Below are 20,429 nucleotides of genomic sequence, written 5' to 3'. Positions count from 1 at the left end.
CAATGAATAGAAGCACTGTTACCTACATAGCCTTGAGTTGGGCCATAGCCTCCGCCACTCTCCATGCACAAAACCCGAGAGGTGGGCAAAGCGATACTTTACGCAGAGAGCTCACCGTAGTTACTGACAAGGTTATCTCTGTGCCCGTTGAGAAGGGGCTTCCCGTTTCGGTGAGCACGAAAGCTCCTCAGGTGCGTCCGTTCTCAGCCACTCCGCTGAAATTCCAGATGCACTATGCCCCGAGTCTCCCTGCCAACATAGATGGGCACGTAAGTCCCATAGCGGAGCGGTTTATCCATTCTCCTCACCGTGGGTATTTGGAGTTGGGGGCTGGGACTCTCTACCGCTTCCGTGCCGATGCTGGTTACCGCATACTGAATACTGAGAAAGATGAGCTGTATTTCGACCTTCATCATCGCTCTGCTTTGGAAGATGTGACCGATGCCGATAAAGCTGTAAAGACCAAAGACAGAAACAGCCTTACCGACGTGTCGGGGCTCTACACACATCGCTTTGAGAAAACCTCTCTTAGCGTGACTGCGGACTATCGTCATCGCTATTACAACTACTACGGTGTCTGGCCCGATCTAAATCAGATAGTCCCATCAACAAAGAATTTCCGATACGACTCCAAAGACCACGCCGTGGAGCATGGGGTGCGAGTGAAGGTAGGGTTGAGCTCCCAAGCAAACGACACAGACAACTGGGCTTACAGCTTACGTCTGATGTATGGCTACCATACACGATTTGCACAGTTTTCCGGACAAAACTACGATTTGGTAGAGCACTATCCTAAGGCAGAGCTGGGGATAAGTCGTCGAGTGGTGGGAGACCTATCTTTCCATGTCGATGCCGATGCAGGTGTGGTGTATCTCTCCCCAAAAAAGAGACTGGATCTGCATGCCCGCCCCAATGTCAAACGAAGCGAAAGAGGGCTATACTTCGCAGGTGGGAAACATTACCTCAATCTGGACACCTCCGTTGGCACCACCGAAATCCGTATCCGTGGAGGTTTCGGAGCAAGTATCAATGGAGGAGTCAGCCCCAAGATATTCCTCTATCCGTTGCTCGATGCTTCTATCTCATTTGCCGATGCCTACCGTATTTATGCAGAATCTGAGGGAGGACTGCTGCACAACAATCTAAGACAAATAAGTGGAGAAAACCCCTACCTGCTTCCAGAATATGTGATAGATCCTTCTCGTGTACGATACAAGGCTCGTTTGGGTGCAGGTGCAGCTATCACTCAAAGACTCAACCTGGGCCTGTATGCAGACTTGGCAAAGATAGATCACTACTATCTATTCAGACCGGCAGATATGCAGGACAATGGCTCGGCCCTTATCAACCAAGCTTTCCGTAAGCATGTCGGATTTACACCCTATTACGACAATGTCTCCATGTGGGGCTTCGGAGGTCACCTCTCATATTCTATCCGTGGTATATGGGGTATCTCTGCCAAGGCTCAATACTCACGATGGAACAGGAGTAGCAAAAAAGACATCGTAGACGGCAAACCCTCAGTAGAAGCTACTATTTCTATGTATTACCAACCGCTCAAACCATTCAAATTGAGCTTCGACTACACATTTGTGGGCGGAATAGAATACAACCAGCCTCAGGAAGGAGGCCTGAAAGATTCCAGGCTTCCGAACATACAATTGATGAACGCCCGTTTGGACTACTATCTTAATAATCGCATTGCTCTCTATGCGATCGGTCGCAACATCTTTTTCACGCACTACAGTCACCACTATGGCTATCCCGCTCCGGGAGCCGGAGTAATGGCAGGTGCCAATATCAATTTCTGATGAAGTACAATCTAATTGTTTTGGATGTAGACGGCACGCTTCTGGATAACGAAAGTCGCCTGTCCACAGCCAACAAAGAATCACTGATACAAGCCGAGAGTGAACTGGGGATACGTATCGCTCTCACTTCTGCGCGTCCTCTGGAGCGTATGCTCGATTTGGCAGCCGAGCTCCGTCTGGATGAGTTCAGTGGCTATCTCATGCCTGAGCGAGGGACTTTGCTATACAACTGCAGAACGAAGGCCCAAATAGATTTCTCGGAAGATCCTGTCAAAGGGAAAGCCAATGCCATTAACCACCTGCTGGACAAATTAGATCTCGGGCGAGAAGGACTGATCGCAGTGGGTGACTCCCCTTCCGATGTCGAAATGATACAGATGGCCGGCTTGGGTGTGGCTGTTGCCAATGCAGCTGAACAAGTAAAAGCCTGCGCCGACTACATTACCAAATCCAACGATCAGGATGGAGTGGCACATATGCTGCACAAGTTCGTATTCCACCCATACGACGATGTGGCCTACACGCCGGAGGAGGTCAATTCTCTGGCTCCAAACACACTGATGGGACAGTTGGGGATCGAGTGTACAGCTATCCTGCGTGGATATGTAGAAGCTACTATGCCGGTAGATCATCGTACTTGTCAGCCATTGGGTATCCTCCACGGTGGAGCCAGTTTGGCTCTGGCAGAGACTTTGGCAGGCTTGGGTTCTGTGGTACTATGCGAAGAGGATGAGCTGCAAGTCGGCATACAGGTAAGTGGCAATCACGTATCTTCGGCACTGGTCGGAGATACCCTCAGAGCAGAAGCTCGCATCATGCATCAGGGCAGGTCTACACATGTCTGGACCGTGGAGGTTTACTCTATCGGCAGTGGTAAATTGATCTCCACCATAAGAGTCCTGAATAGCATCCTCAAGCGCAGGTAGAAGCAAAACAAGTACGAAAACAACGGTAAACACAATAATACGCCATATGAGCGACGAAACAAACAAAACAGAAGAACGCAAAAGCCTCAACTTCATCGAGCAAATTGTAGAGAAAAATCTGGCTGAAAAACTCAACGACGGACGCCTGCAGACTCGCTTCCCACCGGAGCCTAACGGCTATCTGCATATAGGGCACGCCAAAGCCGTATGTATGGATTTCGGTATAGCTCAGAAATATGGCGGGGTATGCAACTTACGCTTCGATGATACCAATCCCACCAAAGAAGATGTCGAGTATGTAGATGCCATACGTGAGGACATCAAATGGCTGGGATTTGAGTGGGGCAATGAGTACTATGCTTCGGACTACTTCCAGCAGTTGTACGACTTTGCTGTGGACCTCATCAAAAAAGGGCATGCCTATGTAGATGAACAAACCAGCCAACAAATCGCTGACCAGAAAGGGACACCTACCACTCCCGGAACAGACAGCCCCTACCGCAACAGACCAGTGGAGGAAAGTCTCGACCTCTTTCAGAGAATGAATGCAGGCGAATTCCCCGAAGGAGCGATGACCCTGCGAGCCAAAATTGATATGGCTTCGTCCAACATGCACTTCCGCGACCCCATTATCTATCGTATCATACACACACCTCACCATCGTACCGGCACAAGCTGGCATGTCTACCCCATGTACGACTTTGCACATGGGCAGAGCGATTATTTCGAGGGGGTTACACACTCTATCTGCACACTGGAGTTTGTACCACATCGTCCGCTTTACGACTATTTCATAGACCTTCTCAAGCCACAAGAGAGCAACTACCGCCCCAGGCAATACGAGTTCAACCGACTGAACCTCACCTATACCATGATGAGCAAACGTAAGTTACTGGCTCTGGTACAACAGGGCTTGGTAGCCGGATGGGACGACCCCCGTATGCCTACTCTTTGTGGCTACAGAAGACGTGGCTATACACCTGAAGCAATACGCAACTTTATAGACAAGATCGGCTACACCAAATACGATGGTATGATCGATGTAGCTTTGTTGGAACATGCAGTGCGCGAAGATCTAAACAAGAGAGCTACACGTGTGGCTGCCGTACTGGATCCGATCAAACTCGTCATAACAAACTACCCCGAAGGACAAACCGAACAGTTCGATGCAATAAATAATCCGGAAGACGAAGCAGCCGGTACGCACAAAGTAACTTTTGCCCGAGAGCTGTACATTGAGCGAGAAGACTTTATGGAAGATGCTCCGAAAAAGTATTTCCGCCTCAGCCCAGGGAGAGAAGTTCGCCTACAATCGGCTTATATCGTTAGCTGCACCGGTTGTGCCAAAGATGATCAGGGGAATGTGACAGAAGTCTATGCAGAATATCTACCCGAGACCTTAAGTGGGAGAAGCGATTCGGCTCGCAAATGCAAGGGTACCATTCACTGGGTTTCTTGTACCGACGCCGTGGATGTAGAAGTGCGTCTGTATGATCGACTCTTTATTGACGAAGATCCTTCCGCTGTCGAAGGAAAAGAGCTGGCCGAATTGCTCAACCCCGATTCACTCAAAGTTTTGCACAACTGCAAGGCCGAGCCATTCTTGTTGCAAGGCAAGGCAGGAGATTCCTACCAATTCAAGCGAGTCGGATATTTCTCTCCGGACATCGATTCGACCAAAGAGAAGCCGGTATTCAATCGCACTGTATCGCTGAAAGATACATGGAAGAAAGTGGTAGCAAAAGGATAATCCACCAGCCACGATCTTTAGGTATTGTATATGGAAGCTATCATACAATGGGCGTTGGATCATCTCAACTACTGGACTATCACTTTGTTGATGGCCATAGAGTCGAGTTTCATCCCATTCCCAAGTGAAGTAGTTGTCCCACCAGCTGCTTTCAAAGCAGCCGGTGGGGGCGATCTCAATGTTTATCTAGTGGTCCTGTTTGCCACACTTGGCGCAGACATAGGAGCAGTGATCAACTATTATTTGGCTCGCTATCTTGGCCGGCCCGTAGTGTACGCTTTCGCCAGAAGTAAGTTGGGCAAAGCTCTCATGCTAAGCTCGGAGAAAGTGCACAATGCAGAGGTCTATTTCGACAAGAACGGGGCTATCTCCACGCTCATCGGTCGTCTTATCCCAGCCGTGCGTCAATTGATCAGTATCCCAGCCGGTCTTGCCAAGATGAAACTCCTCCCTTTTCTGCTCTACACCACGATAGGAGCCGGCCTGTGGAACAGTATATTGGCTGCCTTGGGCTATGGCTTAGCCCAAGTACCCGGTATAGAGACCGAACGACAATTGATCGACAAGGTATCGGTCTACAGCCATGAAATAGGCTTCGGCATCCTGGGGATCGTATTGGTTGTCGGGCTGATATACTGGATTCGTCGATATCGTAAGCATAGCAAGAAAGCACAGCCTCGTGCAGGAAACACTGTGACCGAAGACTAAAAAGACTTTTGGCCATATAGCAACAATGGAACTGCTTATCCTCGGCTGTGGGTCAGCTGCCCCAACAACCAAACACCTGCCCAGTTGCCAAATCTTGGAGCACAGAGGCAAACTCTACATGATAGACTGCGGAGAGGGAGCGCAGCTGTCTTTGCGTAAGCACCGAGTGAGTTTTTCTCGCTTGGTGCATATTTTCATTTCGCACCTGCACGGAGATCATTGCTTCGGACTGCCGGGTATCATTTCCTCCATGGGGTTGCTCGGACGCACGGCTCCTCTCTTTATTCACGGTCCCTCGGGTATAGAGCTGTATTTAGAGCCTATACTCAAATTCTTCTGCGACAGACTACCCTACGAAGTAAAGATTTGTCCGCACGACACCAAACAGATGGCTTGCATATTAGAAACCCGATCGCTCGAGGTGCATACCCTGCCATTGAACCACCGCATCCCCTGTGCCGGCTTCCTCTTCAGGGAGAAAACACAGAAGAGCCACCTGATTGCAGAGATGGCCGAGTTCTACAAAATCCCCGTATCCCTAAGAAAAGACATCATAGCCGGAGCTGACTACACCTGTCCGGATGGGACTCTCATCCCCAATAGTCGTCTGACCAAGCCTGCCAACACCCCGAAAAGCTACGCATACTGCTCCGATACAGCCTACCATCCCCAGCTGATAGAGCAGATAAAAGGAGTCAGTCTGCTGTACCACGAAGCGACTTTTATGGAAAGTGAATGCAAGCGAGCCATAGAAACCTGCCACAGTACGGCCAAAGAGGCAGCACGCATTGCACAACTATCCGAAGCAGAACGGCTGCTGATAGGCCACTATTCAGCCAGGTATACGGATGAGAGCGGCTTGCTACAAGAGGCACGCTCCGTATTCCCCAATACAATCGCAGCCAACGAAGGTATGACAATCGAGATCTGAGCTCCCTCCTCTTTCGGCAGACCTAAAAAGTAAGAAGCCCGACCCTCCAAACAAGAAGGGTCGGGCTTTTTCTGTATTACTCAAATACCTTTCGGGTTGCCCAAACTTTTTACAAGTTCGGATAACCCGAAAGGTTCCCGAGGCAAGGCTTACTTAGCTGATTGGTTAGCAGCTTTTTCTGCTTCTGTCTTTGTGGAAGAAAGTCTTACTTGCAAGCGGTTATCTTGCTTCATAAACTCCTTCACAAAGTTCTGCAAATCAGTTGTTGTGATTGAGTTGAGTGTATCGAGATAAATACCGGCCCAATCTGCTCCTCTTGTGTAGTAACGCTTGAGGTTGTATAGCCAATAAGCATTCTTGCGCAAGTTTTCTTCGTAGCTCTTACGCATATTAACCAAGGTCTTGTCGAGGTATTCTTTCTTCGGACCATTGTTGGCAATGTTATCTAACTCTACATAGACCAATTTGTTCATTTCGTCTGCACGAGCAGGATCAGTGGGGAAGTTTACCAAGATGTAAGCTTCGTTCATCGGATCAAATTGAACCTCACCAGTTACGCCTACACTGTATGCACCGCCCTCAGCTTCGCGAATGCTGGCGGTGTAACATTGGTCGAGCACTGCTACAAGAGCATCCATGACCAATACATTCTTCAAGTTGTATGGCATCTGAGCATGGATCATATCATAGATCTGAGCCATAGGAGTATCCATATCTTTCTTGTAGAAGAGATCCATCTTGCCTTTGCGCAAAGTCAGCTTCTTGTCTTCATTGGTTTTAGGAGTCTGTTTCTTGTTGGAAGGCAAAGCTCCGATATACTTTTCGATAAGAGGGATCATCGTAGCCTCATCGATATTACCAACGAAGAAGAATTGCATACCATTGGCATTAGCATAGCGTTCTCTGGCAATCTGCATTACTCGCTTGTAGTCTATTTTCTCGTAATCCTCTTCATTAAGCGGTTTGATGATAGGATTATTGTTGTAGAACACATACGCAATAGTATCTCTGAGTGAATAGAGAGGGTTGGTCTTGACGCTCTTGATACGCTCTACCTGACGTTGCTTGTGAGCTTCGTAGGCATCTTGGTCTTCACGCATGTCAGTGAAAGTAAGATAGACAAGCTGCATCATGGTCTCGAAGTCTTTGACCGTGCTGGAACCACTGATCTTATCTTCGTGAAGATCTACAGAAGCAGATACATCCACAGAGCGTCCAGTAAGGGCTTTCTGCAAAGCAATAGCATCAAACTTACCGAGACCTCCAAGATCCAATACATCATTGACGACCTTTACGTTCAATGCATCTTTTTCGCCATAGAGAGAAGACCCACCCTTCTTAACAGCATACAACTGTACCTCATCATCTTTGTAGTCAGTTGTTTTCAAGTAGACTGTAACACCATTTTTGAGTTTCACCTCGGTAGCACCATACATCTGATTCTTTTTCACACCGGCTATCTTACCGCCTTTGGGAGCTCTCTCCATCAAATTGGTATCGGACACCTCTTCCTTGGGAGCCTCTACATCCTGCTTGGTAGCTTGCTTGTACATCTCTGTCAATTCGGCTTCGGTAGGATAAGTGATACCATCTTTCTTAGGGCCGGTTACAGTCAGTACGACATTCTTGTCTACGGAAATGTATTCCTTAATAGCGTTGTTTACCAACTCCAGAGGCAGCTGAGGAGCCATCATCTTTATCATCTCATACTCGGTTTCGATACCGGGGATATAGCCACCATCAATAAAGAAACTCTTGTATTCCTCGGTATAGCTACCATTCGTGCGTTTACCACGCTCATTGTATGAGTTCTCAAAAGACTTGATCAGGTTAGTACGAGCTCTGTCGTATTCGGCTGCTGTGAAACCGAACTTTTTAATCCGCATAATTTCTGCCACCAAAGCATCAAGCGACTTCTTCACCTCATTTTCGCGTGCGATAGCAATGAAGTTGAGAGCGTCCTTAGTTTTTGCGATAGTCATGTACGGCCCCTGATAAGCTCCGGCCTGCAAGAAAGGAGCGTTGGGCTTCATCATCATCTCCATGAAACGTTCGTTGATGATGCTGGAGGCGATACGATTCAGATAGTTGAGCATAAAGCCTGCTACAGTTGCTTTCATTTCACGAGGCATTATATCCCTCTTATACATGATCTGCACTCTGGTGCTGGTCACTTCGGGGTCAGTAGCAATAATGGAGATAGGCTCTTCATTATCTTCTACTTCCACATAATAACGCTCGGCAGCATTTTCCGGAGCCTTGATGTCGGCAAATATTTCTGTGAGTTTTTTCACTACGTAGTCAGGGTCAATATCCCCTACTACAATCACACATTGTTGATCTGGGCGATACCATTTCTTGTAGTAAGCTCTAAGGTCTTCGTGGGGGAAATTATCCACAACCTCCATCATACCAATAGGCATACGCTTGCCATACTTGTTGTTGGGGAATGCCTTCTCCAAAGTATAAGTCATGGCACGCATATCTCCATTGTCACGGGTACGCCATTCCTCGTGTATCACACCTCTTTCTTCATCTATTTCCTTACCATCAAGTGTGATATTGTTACTCCAGTCGTGCATGATCAAGAGGCAGCTGTCTACCACATTGATGTCCTGCGTAGGAGCATCCATGATCGTGTACACAGTCTCATCAAAAGCTGTATAAGCATTGAGGTCAGCACCAAAGCGGCAACCGATACGCTCCAAGAAGCTGATCAAGTTCTTCCCAGGAAAATTCTTTGTTCCGTTGAACGCCATGTGCTCAAGGAAGTGGGCCAGACCAGCCTGATTTTCTTCCTCCAAAATAGAGCCTACCGTTTGTGCGATGTAGTAGTTAGCCCTCTTTTGGGGGTTGGCGTTATGCCTTACGATATAGGTAAGCCCATTGGGTAGCTTACCGTAGCGAACGGCAGTATCAATGGGTAGTGGTTGCATCTGCTGAGCCGACAGAGATACCGGCAAAACAGCAGAGAGAGCCAAAGCGAATACCAGAAATACTTTTCTTAGATTCATACGCTATTGTTTTTAATTTGGATGAATGAATAATATCTAAAACAAAAATCCCCCGAGGACGACTCGGGTTATTGCCCGCAAATAGCTACGCCAAGCCATATCAGAGCATACCCGTGTATGGTTAATATAGTACAACCTACACGAACACAAATGTAGCAATCTTTTTGTCATTAAAACTGGGGCTACTTTCCCCATTGCAAAGGCAGATCTCCACTGCCGAAAACCTCCTCTCAACAAAGGGCATTACATAGGTTCTTCTCACAATTTTGCCTTAGCTCTCCAGACCTCAGACTCATAACCTGCCTCTCCCCAAATTACTGGCTCCTTTTCTCTTACTCTCATGGATGCCTCGTTCTGACATTCTCCCCATCACCCTTACCTCTCCACGGAAAATTGGAGTTCACAGCATACAATTGTGAGACAAGGCACAAGAAAGCACTGGATAATAGACCTTGGTGATAAATCCCGGCATAGCAGAAACTATTACAGACCATTGGGGAAGCAGTCTTTTTCAGTGGAGCAACTATCGGGTCTTTATCACATAAGGCATAAAATGTAATGATTTGACACTCATGTGTTTGTGCAACCATCATCGTGAGCTATTTATACTACCCATTCCGATAATGCTTATCAAGTAACCACATCTCTATTCCTCCCCTAAGTGGACGTTTTGGAGAAAAAGAGGATACACTCTTGTGAAAAAAATTCTTTCTCAAAGGTGTTAAACTCAGAAGAGGGAGCATCGCACATATAGCTTGCTAAGCTCCTGATTTAATCCTCGCAAACAGTGTTGTATTATGTATTACTATCATTATTTATATTATTACTACAAGCTGTTTTTGTGTCCGGATTGGAGGCTTTTTGGTTGGTTTTTTCCTCCCTTTTTTGATGCTGACGGGAGTCGTTTTTTACTCACACGGGAGAGAACGAAAATTCTCTCCTGAGAAAAAATTTGCTCTCTCCTGTGTTAGCAAAAATTCTCTCAGGAGAAAAATTCGACCCCTCCAGAACGCCCTATTCATCGGCATTCTGGGAGGCCAATAAAAACCCATAAAAAGGGAATAGATTCACTTGTCTCTATGCTCTCCTTTTCCTCCGTTTTTCCGGCTTTTATTGAGAAGTATGTTTTTACAAAATCTGCATACTTTGACAGCGAGGAATAGGATCTTCTTTCTGCGTTTTTCTCTCCCTATCGACTCTCTTTTTGAATATGCTCCACGAGGCTACACTCGCTACACTACCCAGAAAAACTCAGAGGGCGTGCTACGAAAGATTTTCGATAGCACACCCTCTCCAGTATATTAAGCTATAACTTACTAAAAACCTTAGCGACGAACTATTTGCAGGCTCTTTTCGCCTACCGACAGGATATAAGCAGACGAAGCCAAATTCCGCAAATCTATGAGAGCAGAACCATCTAATAAGACAGCTCTCCCTTGCTCACAATTTCACCATTCATGCTGGAGAATTTATGACCCCATGCAAACGATTTTTCGCAAGAAAATGCCTCTCGGGCTGTATAAGACCAGTGCTATTAGTAGGGGAAAGATGATCCCGTCTCAATTTTACAACAGGGATATAGGCATACATCCATCTGTAAATCAGCATGATAAAAAAGAGCCAACAACACCAAAACAGAAATTTATCACTGTAGTATTGCAGGATTAGAATATTTGCTCTACCTTTGCAGAGCAAAAGGGGAGAAATCCTCAACAGAAGCTGGTGTGGTAGTTCAGCTGGTTAGAATACCTGCCTGTCACGCAGGGGGTCGCGGGTTCGAGTCCCGTCCATACCGCAAAGAAGAAGGATCCTTCAATTTCATTTGGAGGATCCTTCTTTATTTCTGCATACCAGTGAGAAATTAGCTCTTGTGAGTTTAAGGGCCCCCTATGACACATGTTTCTTGCAATCTCGAGAAGCATTTCTCATTCCACTTTTAGTTTGAACAAAAAAAGAGCAACAGCCCAAAATTTATCTTCAATTGAACTTCTTAGCCATATATCCTTGTTAATATACCACGGATACGATTCGGAGGTAGTAAGTTATTCTACAAACTAAATAAGTAGTCTTACGAACCCCAAAGGCAGGTATAACAGTTGATTGTATAAACGTTATGAATAAAAATAAAGATTTAGGATCCTTGGTCACACGCCTCTCTGTGGGCATCATGATGCTACTTCATGGGTTTGCCAAAATCATTGAAGGTATCGAACCCATCCAAAACATGGTCATAGCCAAAGGATTACCCTCATCTATCTCACTCGGCGTATATATGGGCGAGGTAATTGCACCTCTACTACTCATTGTTGGATATCGTACCAGACTGGCAGCTCTAATCCTCGTCCTCAACTGCATAGCTATCATGTGGATCGGAGACTATTCCATCCTCAGTCTGAATAAATTCGGAGGATGGATAGCCGAGCTACCAGGACTCTTTTTATTCGGGGCCTTATCTCTCTTCTTCATGGGAGGAGGCAAGTATGCATTATCCAATAACAACAAATGGGATTAACTCCCAAGCAGGCTGTGCACAGTGTTTCCAAAGTTGTATGACCTTAGAATGGATCAATAAGTACCTCTTAACACCATGCCATTTGCTACCGTAAACACAAAAGACAAGTAATATGAAAACAGTATTGCATCGGGCAAGCACTCGTGGCTTTGCCAATCATGGCTGGCTCAAGAGCCACCATACCTTTAGTTTTGCAGACTACCATAACCCAGAACGTATGAACTTCGGTACACTAAGGGTCATCAACGAAGACCGTGTGGCTGGTAGCGAAGGCTTCGGAACACATCCACATCGAGATATGGAGATCATCTCTATCCCTCTCTCAGGGGCACTCAGGCACAAAGACAGCACGGGCGGAGGAGGCGTGATCCAGCGTAACGATATTCAAGTCATGTCAGCAGGTACTGGAGTAACCCATAGCGAATTCAACGATTCGGCTAACGAACCTGTACACTTCTTGCAGATCTGGGTCTTCTCAAGAGAGAGAGGAGTAAAACCTCGATATCAGCAGAAGAAGATCACGGAGTTTGTACAGACAAATAAGTTTCAGCAGATCCTTTCCCCCTATCCCAATGATCAAGGTGTGTGGATCCATCAGGATGCTTGGTTCAGCTGGGGAGACTTCAACAAGGGTAAGACCTGCACCTATACCATCAAACGAAAAGATAACGGAGCCTACTTCTTTGTCATAAGCGGACGGCTCGAAGTAGCAGGTCAAGAGCTCGGCCCCAGCGATGGGTTTGGAGTATGGGAGACCAACGATATCCCCGTACATGCTACCGAAGATGCCGTAGTACTGGTGATGGATGTACCAATGCAACTTCCCGATTATCTGTATTAATCAATAAAAAAGCACAAACGAATGAAAGTATTAGCATTTGCCGGATCTAACTCTCGGCAATCAATCAACAAATCTCTACTCAAATACGCATTAAGCCTCGCAGAAGGAATCGAAATCGAGTGGATTGACCTCAATGACTACGAAATGCCTATCTATTCTGTTGAGCGCAACCAAGAGGGAGGTATCCCTGCTCAAGCCGTAGATTTCAAACGCAAATTAGATGCTGCAGATGCCATTGCCTGCTCTCTAGCAGAACACAATGGAGCATTTAGCACGGCTTTCAAAAACCTCTACGACTGGACTTCGCGCATAGACATGAATATCTTCGGACAGAAACCGATGCTACTCATGAGCACATCTCCTGGGCAAAGGGGAGGAGCCTCCGTACTAAATCTCGCTGCGGAGACTTTTCCTTGGTTCGGTGCAAACATCATCGCCAAATATTCGCTACCCAATTTCGGTCAATCATTCGATCTGACAAAAGGAGCTATCATAGACACCGAAGCAGATCGACAATTGCGTGAGCAAGTAACCCTCTGGAGAAAGGCTCTGGTCCAAAGTGCAGACCAAGCATAAGGTTTGCGATGAACAACAAGAGGGGCTATGGAAAAAGCTAAACTTTTTCCATAGCCCCTCTTAAATGTACCAGAATGTTCAAAATGAGACTTTCGAAGCAGTTCGAGACTCACGTGTAAAAAAGATTCCGAAGGGAGGTCACTTAGAAAGGGTAACCAATAGCAAAATGAACTCCCAATGCATCTCGGAAACTGGGGATGTTGTAATAACCAGATCTGCCCGTATCATAAGGCAAATGCAAACCGATGCCACAGTCTAGTCGAACGACTAAAAAATCTAAATCATAGCGAAGCCCTAAGCCTGTACCCAAAGCCAACTGATCCAAGAAGGAGCCAAAAGAAGCAATATCACGAACTGCACCACCAGGTCTGTTCTCGTCCTGCCGTATCAACCACACATTGCCTGCATCAAGAAAAGCAGCACCATCCAAACTCCCCAATAGCTTAAAACGATATTCGGCATTCAGCTCAAGTTTGACATCTCCTGTCTGATCGATAAAAGCATAGCGATTATTCGCCTGAGGGATGAAATAGCCGGGGCCAACGCTCCTCACTGTAAAAGCTCGTATGCTATTGGCTCCACCCACGTAAAACTGTTCACTATAGGGAGCAATCCGTGCATTCCCATAGCTATAAATAAGCCCAGTACCCAAACGGGTGGCCAAGGACTGCTTACGATTGATCCTATAAGTATAGCGAAGCTCGGCAGTCAGCTTGATAAACTGAGAGAAAGGAACTCCCAATGCATCTTTCGTCTCACTATAATCCTTGCCAAACAGCATATAGGTCGTATTAAGCAGATTGCCGGACTCAAATAAGCCATATTCCATCCACAAATGATGTCGCCCCCAACCGGAAAAACGATTGCTGTAAGTATAAATATATCCCATTTGAGGGATGAGGTGGCTGCGCAAACTCAATTCCAATGCCGGATTTTCTCTCAGAATATCATCGAATGTGGGTGTAGTGTACTGTAGTAAATTGTAATTGAGCTTCAGTGGAACAATCTGGTGTCTGTGTGGCTCAGCTGGTTGGAACTCGTATTTAGATTGCAACCCCAAAGAGACCATTCTAAAGAAACCGGCCCGATTGAGCAGCGAGGCTGTGAGGCCAAATGTGGTCGAAGTAGGGAAGAGATAATAGCGGTCTATTTGCCCGGGCCATAGCAAACCGGGGAAGGTGAGGTTCAATCCCGAACCAAATTCATAGCTATTGATGTTGATCGCCTTGCTCCCTTCGGGACGTCTCCCTGTTTGCCATTCATAAGAACCGTAAATATCAAAAGAAAGACGCTCTCCTCCTCCGAAAAGATTACGTTTGGCCATTGTATACTTCAGTCGGGGCCCTACAAAATTATTACTTTTGGTTTTGAGCATCATTTCCAAAGAAACATCCCAGGGCTTATCTTGCAGAACAGAGAGGAGGAGATCCAGCCGTCCCTCGGACGCATCCAAACTATCAGACAGAGGGGCCGGACTGAAACGAAAATCCATTGCTCCGAAAGCTCCTAACTGAGACAGAGCCTGACGGCTAAGCTGCTCAGCTCGTTGAGAATAAATATCATCATTCTGCAATAGGATACGCCTGCGCAACACGCCGGGGCGTACCAAAGGATTTTTGCCATAAAAATGGATCTTGAGACCTTCATAGACAATAGAGTCTGTAGGAGCCTGCCCCGCTTCTCCTGGGATTGAGATAGTAAGCTGTCTCATATGCCAACGTTTGAAAACTTGCTGAGGTAAACCAGGGACAAAGCGAGGCTGCAAAGCTATCCGACCAGGCTTATTGAGACTGTCAGCCTCATAAGTGATAGCATCGGGGGAAAAGAAATAATAGCCCTGATCGCGCATAGTGGCAGAGATATCTTCACGCTCCTTCAGCAAATTCTCCAGAGAGAATGGGGATTCCTTCTTCAGATATGCGTATTTCCTTTCCCGAAAGACAGTACTATCCGGGAATTGACTAACCGGCAAAGGATGTACACTGTCGAGCAAAACGACCGGCCCCATATCTATGAAATAGCGAATATGCGCTTTGAGAGAGTCTCGTTTGGTCTCTATCACTTCATATCTGGCCGAACTATGGAAATAGCCATTCTCTCTCATTATACCCACCGCTACCTTACAGCGGTTTTCAGGATTGACCGAACGAATAGTAACCGGCTTGGAAGCAAACTTCTTGTATATCCACCTACCAATTCGAGTCGAATCGTTAGAATACTTATTGTGTATCCACAGGCCAATGGGGGGGATAAAAGGTACCTGCCTACTACTGCCGAAAAAGGCATTATTCGGAGCAGCCGAGATAGCAGCCTCTACCCCGGAGAGTGTTTTTTGTCCGTGAACACTTCGATCCTGAGAAGTGATACGTGCCTTTTTCATCCCCACATAGAGTTTGTCGCCCTCATTCAAGACAGAAGAGACCGAGCAACTACTCAACAAGAGGAGAGAGGCAAAGAAAAAGAAAAACAAACGATACTTCATCATTCTTCGGACTGAGAGATGGCAGACTTTTGTTTGGTAGGAGTTGAGGCTGATTCCTGTTTACGCCGCAAGAACTCAAACAGATTGGAAAGGCGCATCAGCTTACGACGAATCAGATAACTGGCCCCCGTCTCCGTTATCTCCCCCTCAAACATACTGTCGTTATTCCGGTGATGGAAAAGGCTCAGATAGCGAGAACCGGCACGATCCAATCGGTATTCTAATGTTACGTTATCAATGAATGTCTGCTCCCTATTCGTCACATTGGCCCCTGTCTGTACTTTGCCACCTACCATCAGACGAATACGATCATCAAAGAAACGCCGACTAAAACTATAAGTGTAGGTAATATCGCTGGGGGCAGCAGACGCACCTTCTCTATTCTCCATACCTATGCTTATATCGGAGCCTTCGAGCAACTTGTTGGTCATGCTGCTCAGCTCAGACTGTATCAAAGCACTGATTGCACTATCAAAGGTAAGATTGGAGCTGCTGCCTCCTCCGGCCAAATACATACCTGTCGCCATCAGACCGATAGCCTGTTTCCCTCGTTCTTCCGGTCCCATAGACTTGATAGCCGTTTGCATATTGAGATCCTCCGGAGCGTCTAAGTCGAATTTCAGTTTCAGCTTGCTCAAGTTCTCTTTAGCTATGATTCCGACATCAAAGTTTACCTTGCGGCCCTTCTCGCTACCCTCTTCCACAACATCAGCTCGGATGCGCTGCATGGCTCGGAAATTAATATACGGATCGGCCACATTGCCACTCCAGGAGATATAGCTTGTCGGAGCCACATTAAAGAGCTTAGCCCCCACCACGGGCAGAGTGTAGCGAGCTGTTCCCCCCCCACTTATTTCGTAACGACCCGTAAGACTCATCTCACCATAAGGAGGATAAGAAAAGGTAAGGTCGCCTCCTCCGGTCAGCTGCACGTAGTCTGAATGACCAGCTTGCAAATCAACTCCGACCTGTACAGCCGGGTCTATATGCAAATTCAGCAGGATATCCAGACGTCCCAAGCTAAGCTCCGGCATCTCGGCCTTGGGTCTGTAGAGAGAATCGGAAAAATCAACAAAATCGACGAGCCCGGCCATTCGGTCTTTGGGTTTAAGGGGGCTATCCGTATAAATGTATGTACAATTGGTATTTCCGAGCACATCTACCTTTCCTCTGATTTTGAGCTTATCCACAGCTCCTTTCAGGCTAAGATCGGTAGACATAAACAGTTTGCCATACAGCAAATCGCCCTCCTTTGCCTCCTTACTATTGACAATCTGCAAATTATTAGCCTTGATACGCAAATCAGTATACATAGCCGGCTTGCCAAAAAGACGGAAATAACCATCCACACTCAACGGTTCCCGCCTATTAGCATCGGTATAGAACTTATAGTTATCGAAGAATATAGTTGAGTGATCGAATCGCAAAGCTGTGGAGTCTGTATAGATAGTCGTACCTAACTGAGGAACGTGCGCTCCTGCCGAACTAAAGAAGACTTCACCTCCTATGGCAGGCTTATCTGTTGGCCCGTCCACATCCAAATTTCCATTGATTGTTCCGAACAGGCGTGCCGCACCAGCTCCCAGTATAGGATTTGCGATCGTAAGAGGGAACTCGGCAAATTTCACATCAGCTTGAATGGAAGAAGCTTTCACCCCTCCCAGATTGTATATTCCATCAAATCGCAAAGCTGTATTTCCATTGTAGCTGAAATCAGCTGTCACATAGTGAGACTGTTTATTACGTGGCTGATAAAACATAGCCATTGCCAAATCTCCGACCTCACGTCCCTCAAAAGAAAGCTGATTTATGGAAATATCTCCTGTCCCAATCATATCATCCCAAGAGATATTCTCGGTCTGTAAACGCAAATCGGCAAACATCATTCCTCCCAAAGTATTCATCCCTGGCAAAAAGTGCAACAGAGGAAGGCCTAAACGCTCTATACTGAGCCGTATCTCCTGCTCTTTCCTTTCTTCTGGCCCCGTCTTTAGACGCAGAGCAGCCCTATCTTTAGTAAGAAATTCCAAGTCAGCCTTTAGTCGTTTAGCTCCTTTGTAGAGGTAGAGTATATTGCCCTCATTGACCGTAAGAGGAAATTTTTGGATAATCAGCTGCCCCAAATACGGTTCCACATGCACACCATACCCCAAACTGTCTACAAAAGCTTTCATTCCTAACTGGTGCAATGGCTGCTTGTTGGCATCAAACATTTGAGCCCGCACAGCCAAAGCATTGAGGGAAGCCCTCCCTCCAACCGACAATTCAAATGGTTTTTGAGAGCGATAAGCCTGTTTCTTGACCAAAAGTTTGAAGTCGAGAAAATCTGGATAAGCTGGAACGGTATCTGACAAATCTTCGGTTCCATTACGAGACAAATGTTCCACGCTGCCATGGTAGGCAGGCATGTATAGAGGAGACTCCGTTGGGCCAAAAAAACCTCTGCTTGTACCTGCCCCAATGAGAAATAGGATCTTGTCTATGCGTGTCGTATCCTGCTGGAATCCAACTAAGTCCACAATAGCTTCGATGCCTTTTTGTTCCCCTGTAAAGATGGCTGCACTGGCATTTTTATAGTATATCCCTTTATAGCTCAAATAATCTCTAAGTGGATTATTCTGTCCCATTGTGAGGCTTACAGAGGCATTAGGCAACAGCGTGTATAGTTGATCTAAGGAGTGGTGGCTATAAGCCTCGGGCATCTGAGCCAAAGAAATTTCCTGCTGCACAAAATCATTGATATGCCCGAGGACCTTGATCAGATCGTCTATGCCGTGATTCAGATTTGTTTCGACAGACAAATCTCCGGTCATCAACTCTGCACTGATATGCTCTGGCAAGGTCTTCAGATTAAGACTTATCTCTTGCGGAGTCAAATGGTCCTGCCCAACAGAAACTCTCAAGTCTCTGAGAATAGCCGATAGGGTATGTGTCTCCTTGAGATTAGAGCGAAACTCCGCAGCAAGAGTGGCCGATAGAGCCAATGGAGAGTCGGTCATCCGCATGGATTGCAAATCGATAGTATCGACTTTCAACATGAGGCCTCCGGATACTTCCTCCCTGCTGATAAGCACATCCAAAATACCTCCAAAAGATAATCCTTCATTGGGGCTGGCAAAAGAAGCCCCCAAAGCTCCTTCTTCCAGCTTAGCATCTATACTGATACTATCGAAACGATAGGAGGCATAGTCCAACCTATCAATTCGGGACTCCAACTTGGCCTGTGTTCCCTTCTTGAATATGTCGAAATCCTTTCCCTCTGCTCTTATTGTAGCATCTACAAATCCAATGGAATCGTAAGGCATATAGCGCATTAGATTCAAACTCGAAGTTTGAGCATCCAACTCATATTTGCGACTAAGAAGATCGTAGAAACCTTTCAGATCCAAACCTCGATCCTCATCTCGGACTTGCAACTGCACAACATAACGACTTCCTCTGGCCGAAAGGGTAGCCTTGAGGTTTGTCTTATCCGGGAGCCTGTAACGCTGCAACACCTCCGGGCCGGCGAAAGCGAGTAATTGCTGTGCATTCCGATGTGCAAGAAAGTTCAAGTCTATCTGGCCCCCACGCTTGGCATGATTCTGCAAATGGAGTATCTCTCCCTTTCCTCTTATATCCGCGTAACCGGGCCAATTGACATACAGCCTTTCTACCTGTATACGGTCTATCCCCCCCCTTCCTTTAGCTACGATCTTTATATCCGGCAATTTTTCATCCCCCATATTGCCTCCGACATAACCAGCGGCCTGCCCTTTTCGCACACTTTGGGTAAGACTTATACCCGTTATATGAGCAATGTCTTTTGGCGAAAGTGAGGCTGAAAGGTCTACCCGGCTATCCTTATATTTTCCTGCGGAGAAAGAATCAAAAGGTATTTCAAAACTCCCACTAAGTAAAGAATGCTGTGTGCGGAGCTGCATGTCTCGGACAGCCAACCCGAGCGAGTCCATGCTATACCGAGCTTTGAGTTGCTCTATCTGGAGACCGGATCGCTCTCGGACAGAGCCTGAAAGCAAGTTTAACCGCAGGGTCGTTCTTTGGGAGAGTAGATCTCTAAGCTCAACATCCAGCCCGGCAACTTCTATGTGACCATAGTCCATCACCTCTGGCTCCTTGGGCTTGGATAAATCTCGATCATAAGAGCCCTTGGCATTTTGTATACGGGCATGCCCCACCGTATATAGATTATCCTCCAGTCGCCCTTCGACATTGGAGATCGTACCAGACTCGATGTTGGCAGAGGTATATACTTGGTTAAAAGGCAATTCGATATGGGCTGAAATGCAATCTATATCCAGACTGCTGAGAGTAAAAACCCACTTAAGTGGCTTCTTATCCGTTTGTGTTGTATCAGGGACAGTATCCGTAGAGCAAAAATAAAAGTCTGTATTGCGCAGTAACCACCGACCCAAATCGGCTTTCTGCTCATCAAGATCAAGGGCCAAAGGGCCGGTCTGCAACTCCCCCACCTTTGCTCGCAATTTGAGCAGTCCTGCCGAATCTGTATAATTGACAGAGGCATCGAACAAGCCAAGGCCACTGACTTCTACTTGCTTGTGAAGTAAAGGAAGCAAAGCAACATCGACTCTCAACTCTCCCACCTTTGCCATTGTATCCCCATTCGACTGTATGGCTTGTACTTCTTGTACTGTCAGGCTCAGAGGGAAACCGAGACGAAGTTTTCCAACAGAGATATCCATACCCGTGGCTTCGGAGACCTTTCGCTCTATTATTTCGGTTGCCCACTGTTGTATGGGAGGCAAATAGAGCAAAACGGCCAGCAGCAATACCAGGGCCGGTGGGGCGAGAAGTATTCCGACGAGGATACCTCTATAGTGTCTCTTGAAAAAATTCATCCGTGAGGTAGGACGAGTA

The 20,429-nt window shown here is 46.6% G+C and carries 11 protein-coding genes and 1 tRNA gene; 9 read left to right on the top strand and 3 right to left on the bottom strand.

The features are described from left to right. Positions 1-2: 2 nt before the first annotated feature. From B5D48_RS02050 to B5D48_RS02030, 5 genes are read left to right on the top strand one after another with little or no spacing between them, the layout of a single operon-like run. Positions 3-1,811, top strand: coding sequence for a TonB-dependent receptor (locus B5D48_RS02050; RefSeq protein ID WP_023936142.1), 1,809 nt, complete (start codon positions 3-5; stop codon positions 1,809-1,811). Continuing rightward, the gene (locus B5D48_RS02045) at positions 1,811-2,737 is read left to right on the top strand and encodes an HAD hydrolase family protein (protein ID WP_023936140.1); all 927 of its coding nucleotides are present in this window, start codon (positions 1,811-1,813) and stop codon (positions 2,735-2,737) included. The genes B5D48_RS02050 and B5D48_RS02045 overlap by 1 nt, the downstream gene beginning before the upstream one ends. Before the next feature lie 46 nt (positions 2,738-2,783). Then, the gene (locus B5D48_RS02040; protein ID WP_078801646.1) at positions 2,784-4,487 is read left to right on the top strand and encodes a glutamine--tRNA ligase/YqeY domain fusion protein; all 1,704 of its coding nucleotides are present in this window, start codon (positions 2,784-2,786) and stop codon (positions 4,485-4,487) included. A gap of 30 nt (positions 4,488-4,517) precedes the next feature. Beyond that, complete coding sequence (locus tag B5D48_RS02035; protein ID WP_023936137.1) at positions 4,518-5,195, top strand: DedA family protein; 678 nt, start codon at positions 4,518-4,520, stop codon at positions 5,193-5,195. 16 nt (positions 5,196-5,211) lie between these two features. Further along, on the top strand, positions 5,212-6,126 hold the full coding sequence (locus B5D48_RS02030; RefSeq protein WP_036887407.1) for a ribonuclease Z: 915 nt from the start codon (positions 5,212-5,214) through the stop codon (positions 6,124-6,126). Positions 6,127-6,275: 149 nt separating this feature from the next. Here B5D48_RS02030 and B5D48_RS02025 read toward each other — a convergent pair whose 3' ends face one another. Continuing rightward, a complete protein-coding gene (locus B5D48_RS02025; RefSeq protein ID WP_023937975.1) occupies positions 6,276-9,140 on the bottom strand; it encodes a M16 family metallopeptidase in 2,865 nt (954 codons plus the stop codon). Positions 9,141-10,861: 1,721 nt separating this feature from the next. Between B5D48_RS02025 and B5D48_RS02015 the strand changes: the two genes are divergently transcribed. The 4 genes from B5D48_RS02015 to B5D48_RS02000 all read left to right on the top strand — a co-directional run bounded on the left by B5D48_RS02015 (position 10,862) and on the right by B5D48_RS02000 (position 13,069). Continuing rightward, positions 10,862-10,935: transfer RNA gene (locus B5D48_RS02015), tRNA-Asp, on the top strand. Between the two features lie 318 nt (positions 10,936-11,253). Beyond that, a complete protein-coding gene (locus tag B5D48_RS02010) occupies positions 11,254-11,652 on the top strand; it encodes a DoxX family protein (RefSeq protein WP_023937996.1) in 399 nt (132 codons plus the stop codon). A gap of 112 nt (positions 11,653-11,764) precedes the next feature. Next, positions 11,765-12,493 (top strand): pirin family protein, encoded by a 729-nt coding sequence (locus B5D48_RS02005; RefSeq protein ID WP_023937997.1) that lies wholly within the window; start codon positions 11,765-11,767, stop codon positions 12,491-12,493. Positions 12,494-12,514: 21 nt separating this feature from the next. After that, entirely contained in the window at positions 12,515-13,069 is a 555-nt protein-coding gene (locus B5D48_RS02000; protein ID WP_023937998.1) for an NADPH-dependent FMN reductase, read from the top strand. Between the two features lie 142 nt (positions 13,070-13,211). On the opposite strand, the gene tamL is transcribed toward B5D48_RS02000, so the two are convergent. Next, complete coding sequence (gene tamL, locus B5D48_RS01995; RefSeq protein WP_052115624.1) at positions 13,212-15,554, bottom strand: translocation and assembly module lipoprotein TamL; 2,343 nt, start codon at positions 15,552-15,554, stop codon at positions 13,212-13,214. Continuing rightward, the gene (locus B5D48_RS01990) at positions 15,551-20,410 is read right to left on the bottom strand and encodes a translocation/assembly module TamB domain-containing protein (protein ID WP_023938001.1); all 4,860 of its coding nucleotides are present in this window, start codon (positions 20,408-20,410) and stop codon (positions 15,551-15,553) included. The genes tamL and B5D48_RS01990 overlap by 4 nt, the downstream gene beginning before the upstream one ends. Between the last annotated feature and the right edge of the window lie 19 nt (positions 20,411-20,429).

The organism is Porphyromonas crevioricanis (assembly GCF_900167225.1).
Lineage (GTDB): Bacteria > Bacteroidota > Bacteroidia > Bacteroidales > Porphyromonadaceae > Porphyromonas > Porphyromonas crevioricanis.
Note: the sequence above shows the minus strand (reverse complement) of the source record. Positions and strands in the feature narration are given on the sequence as shown.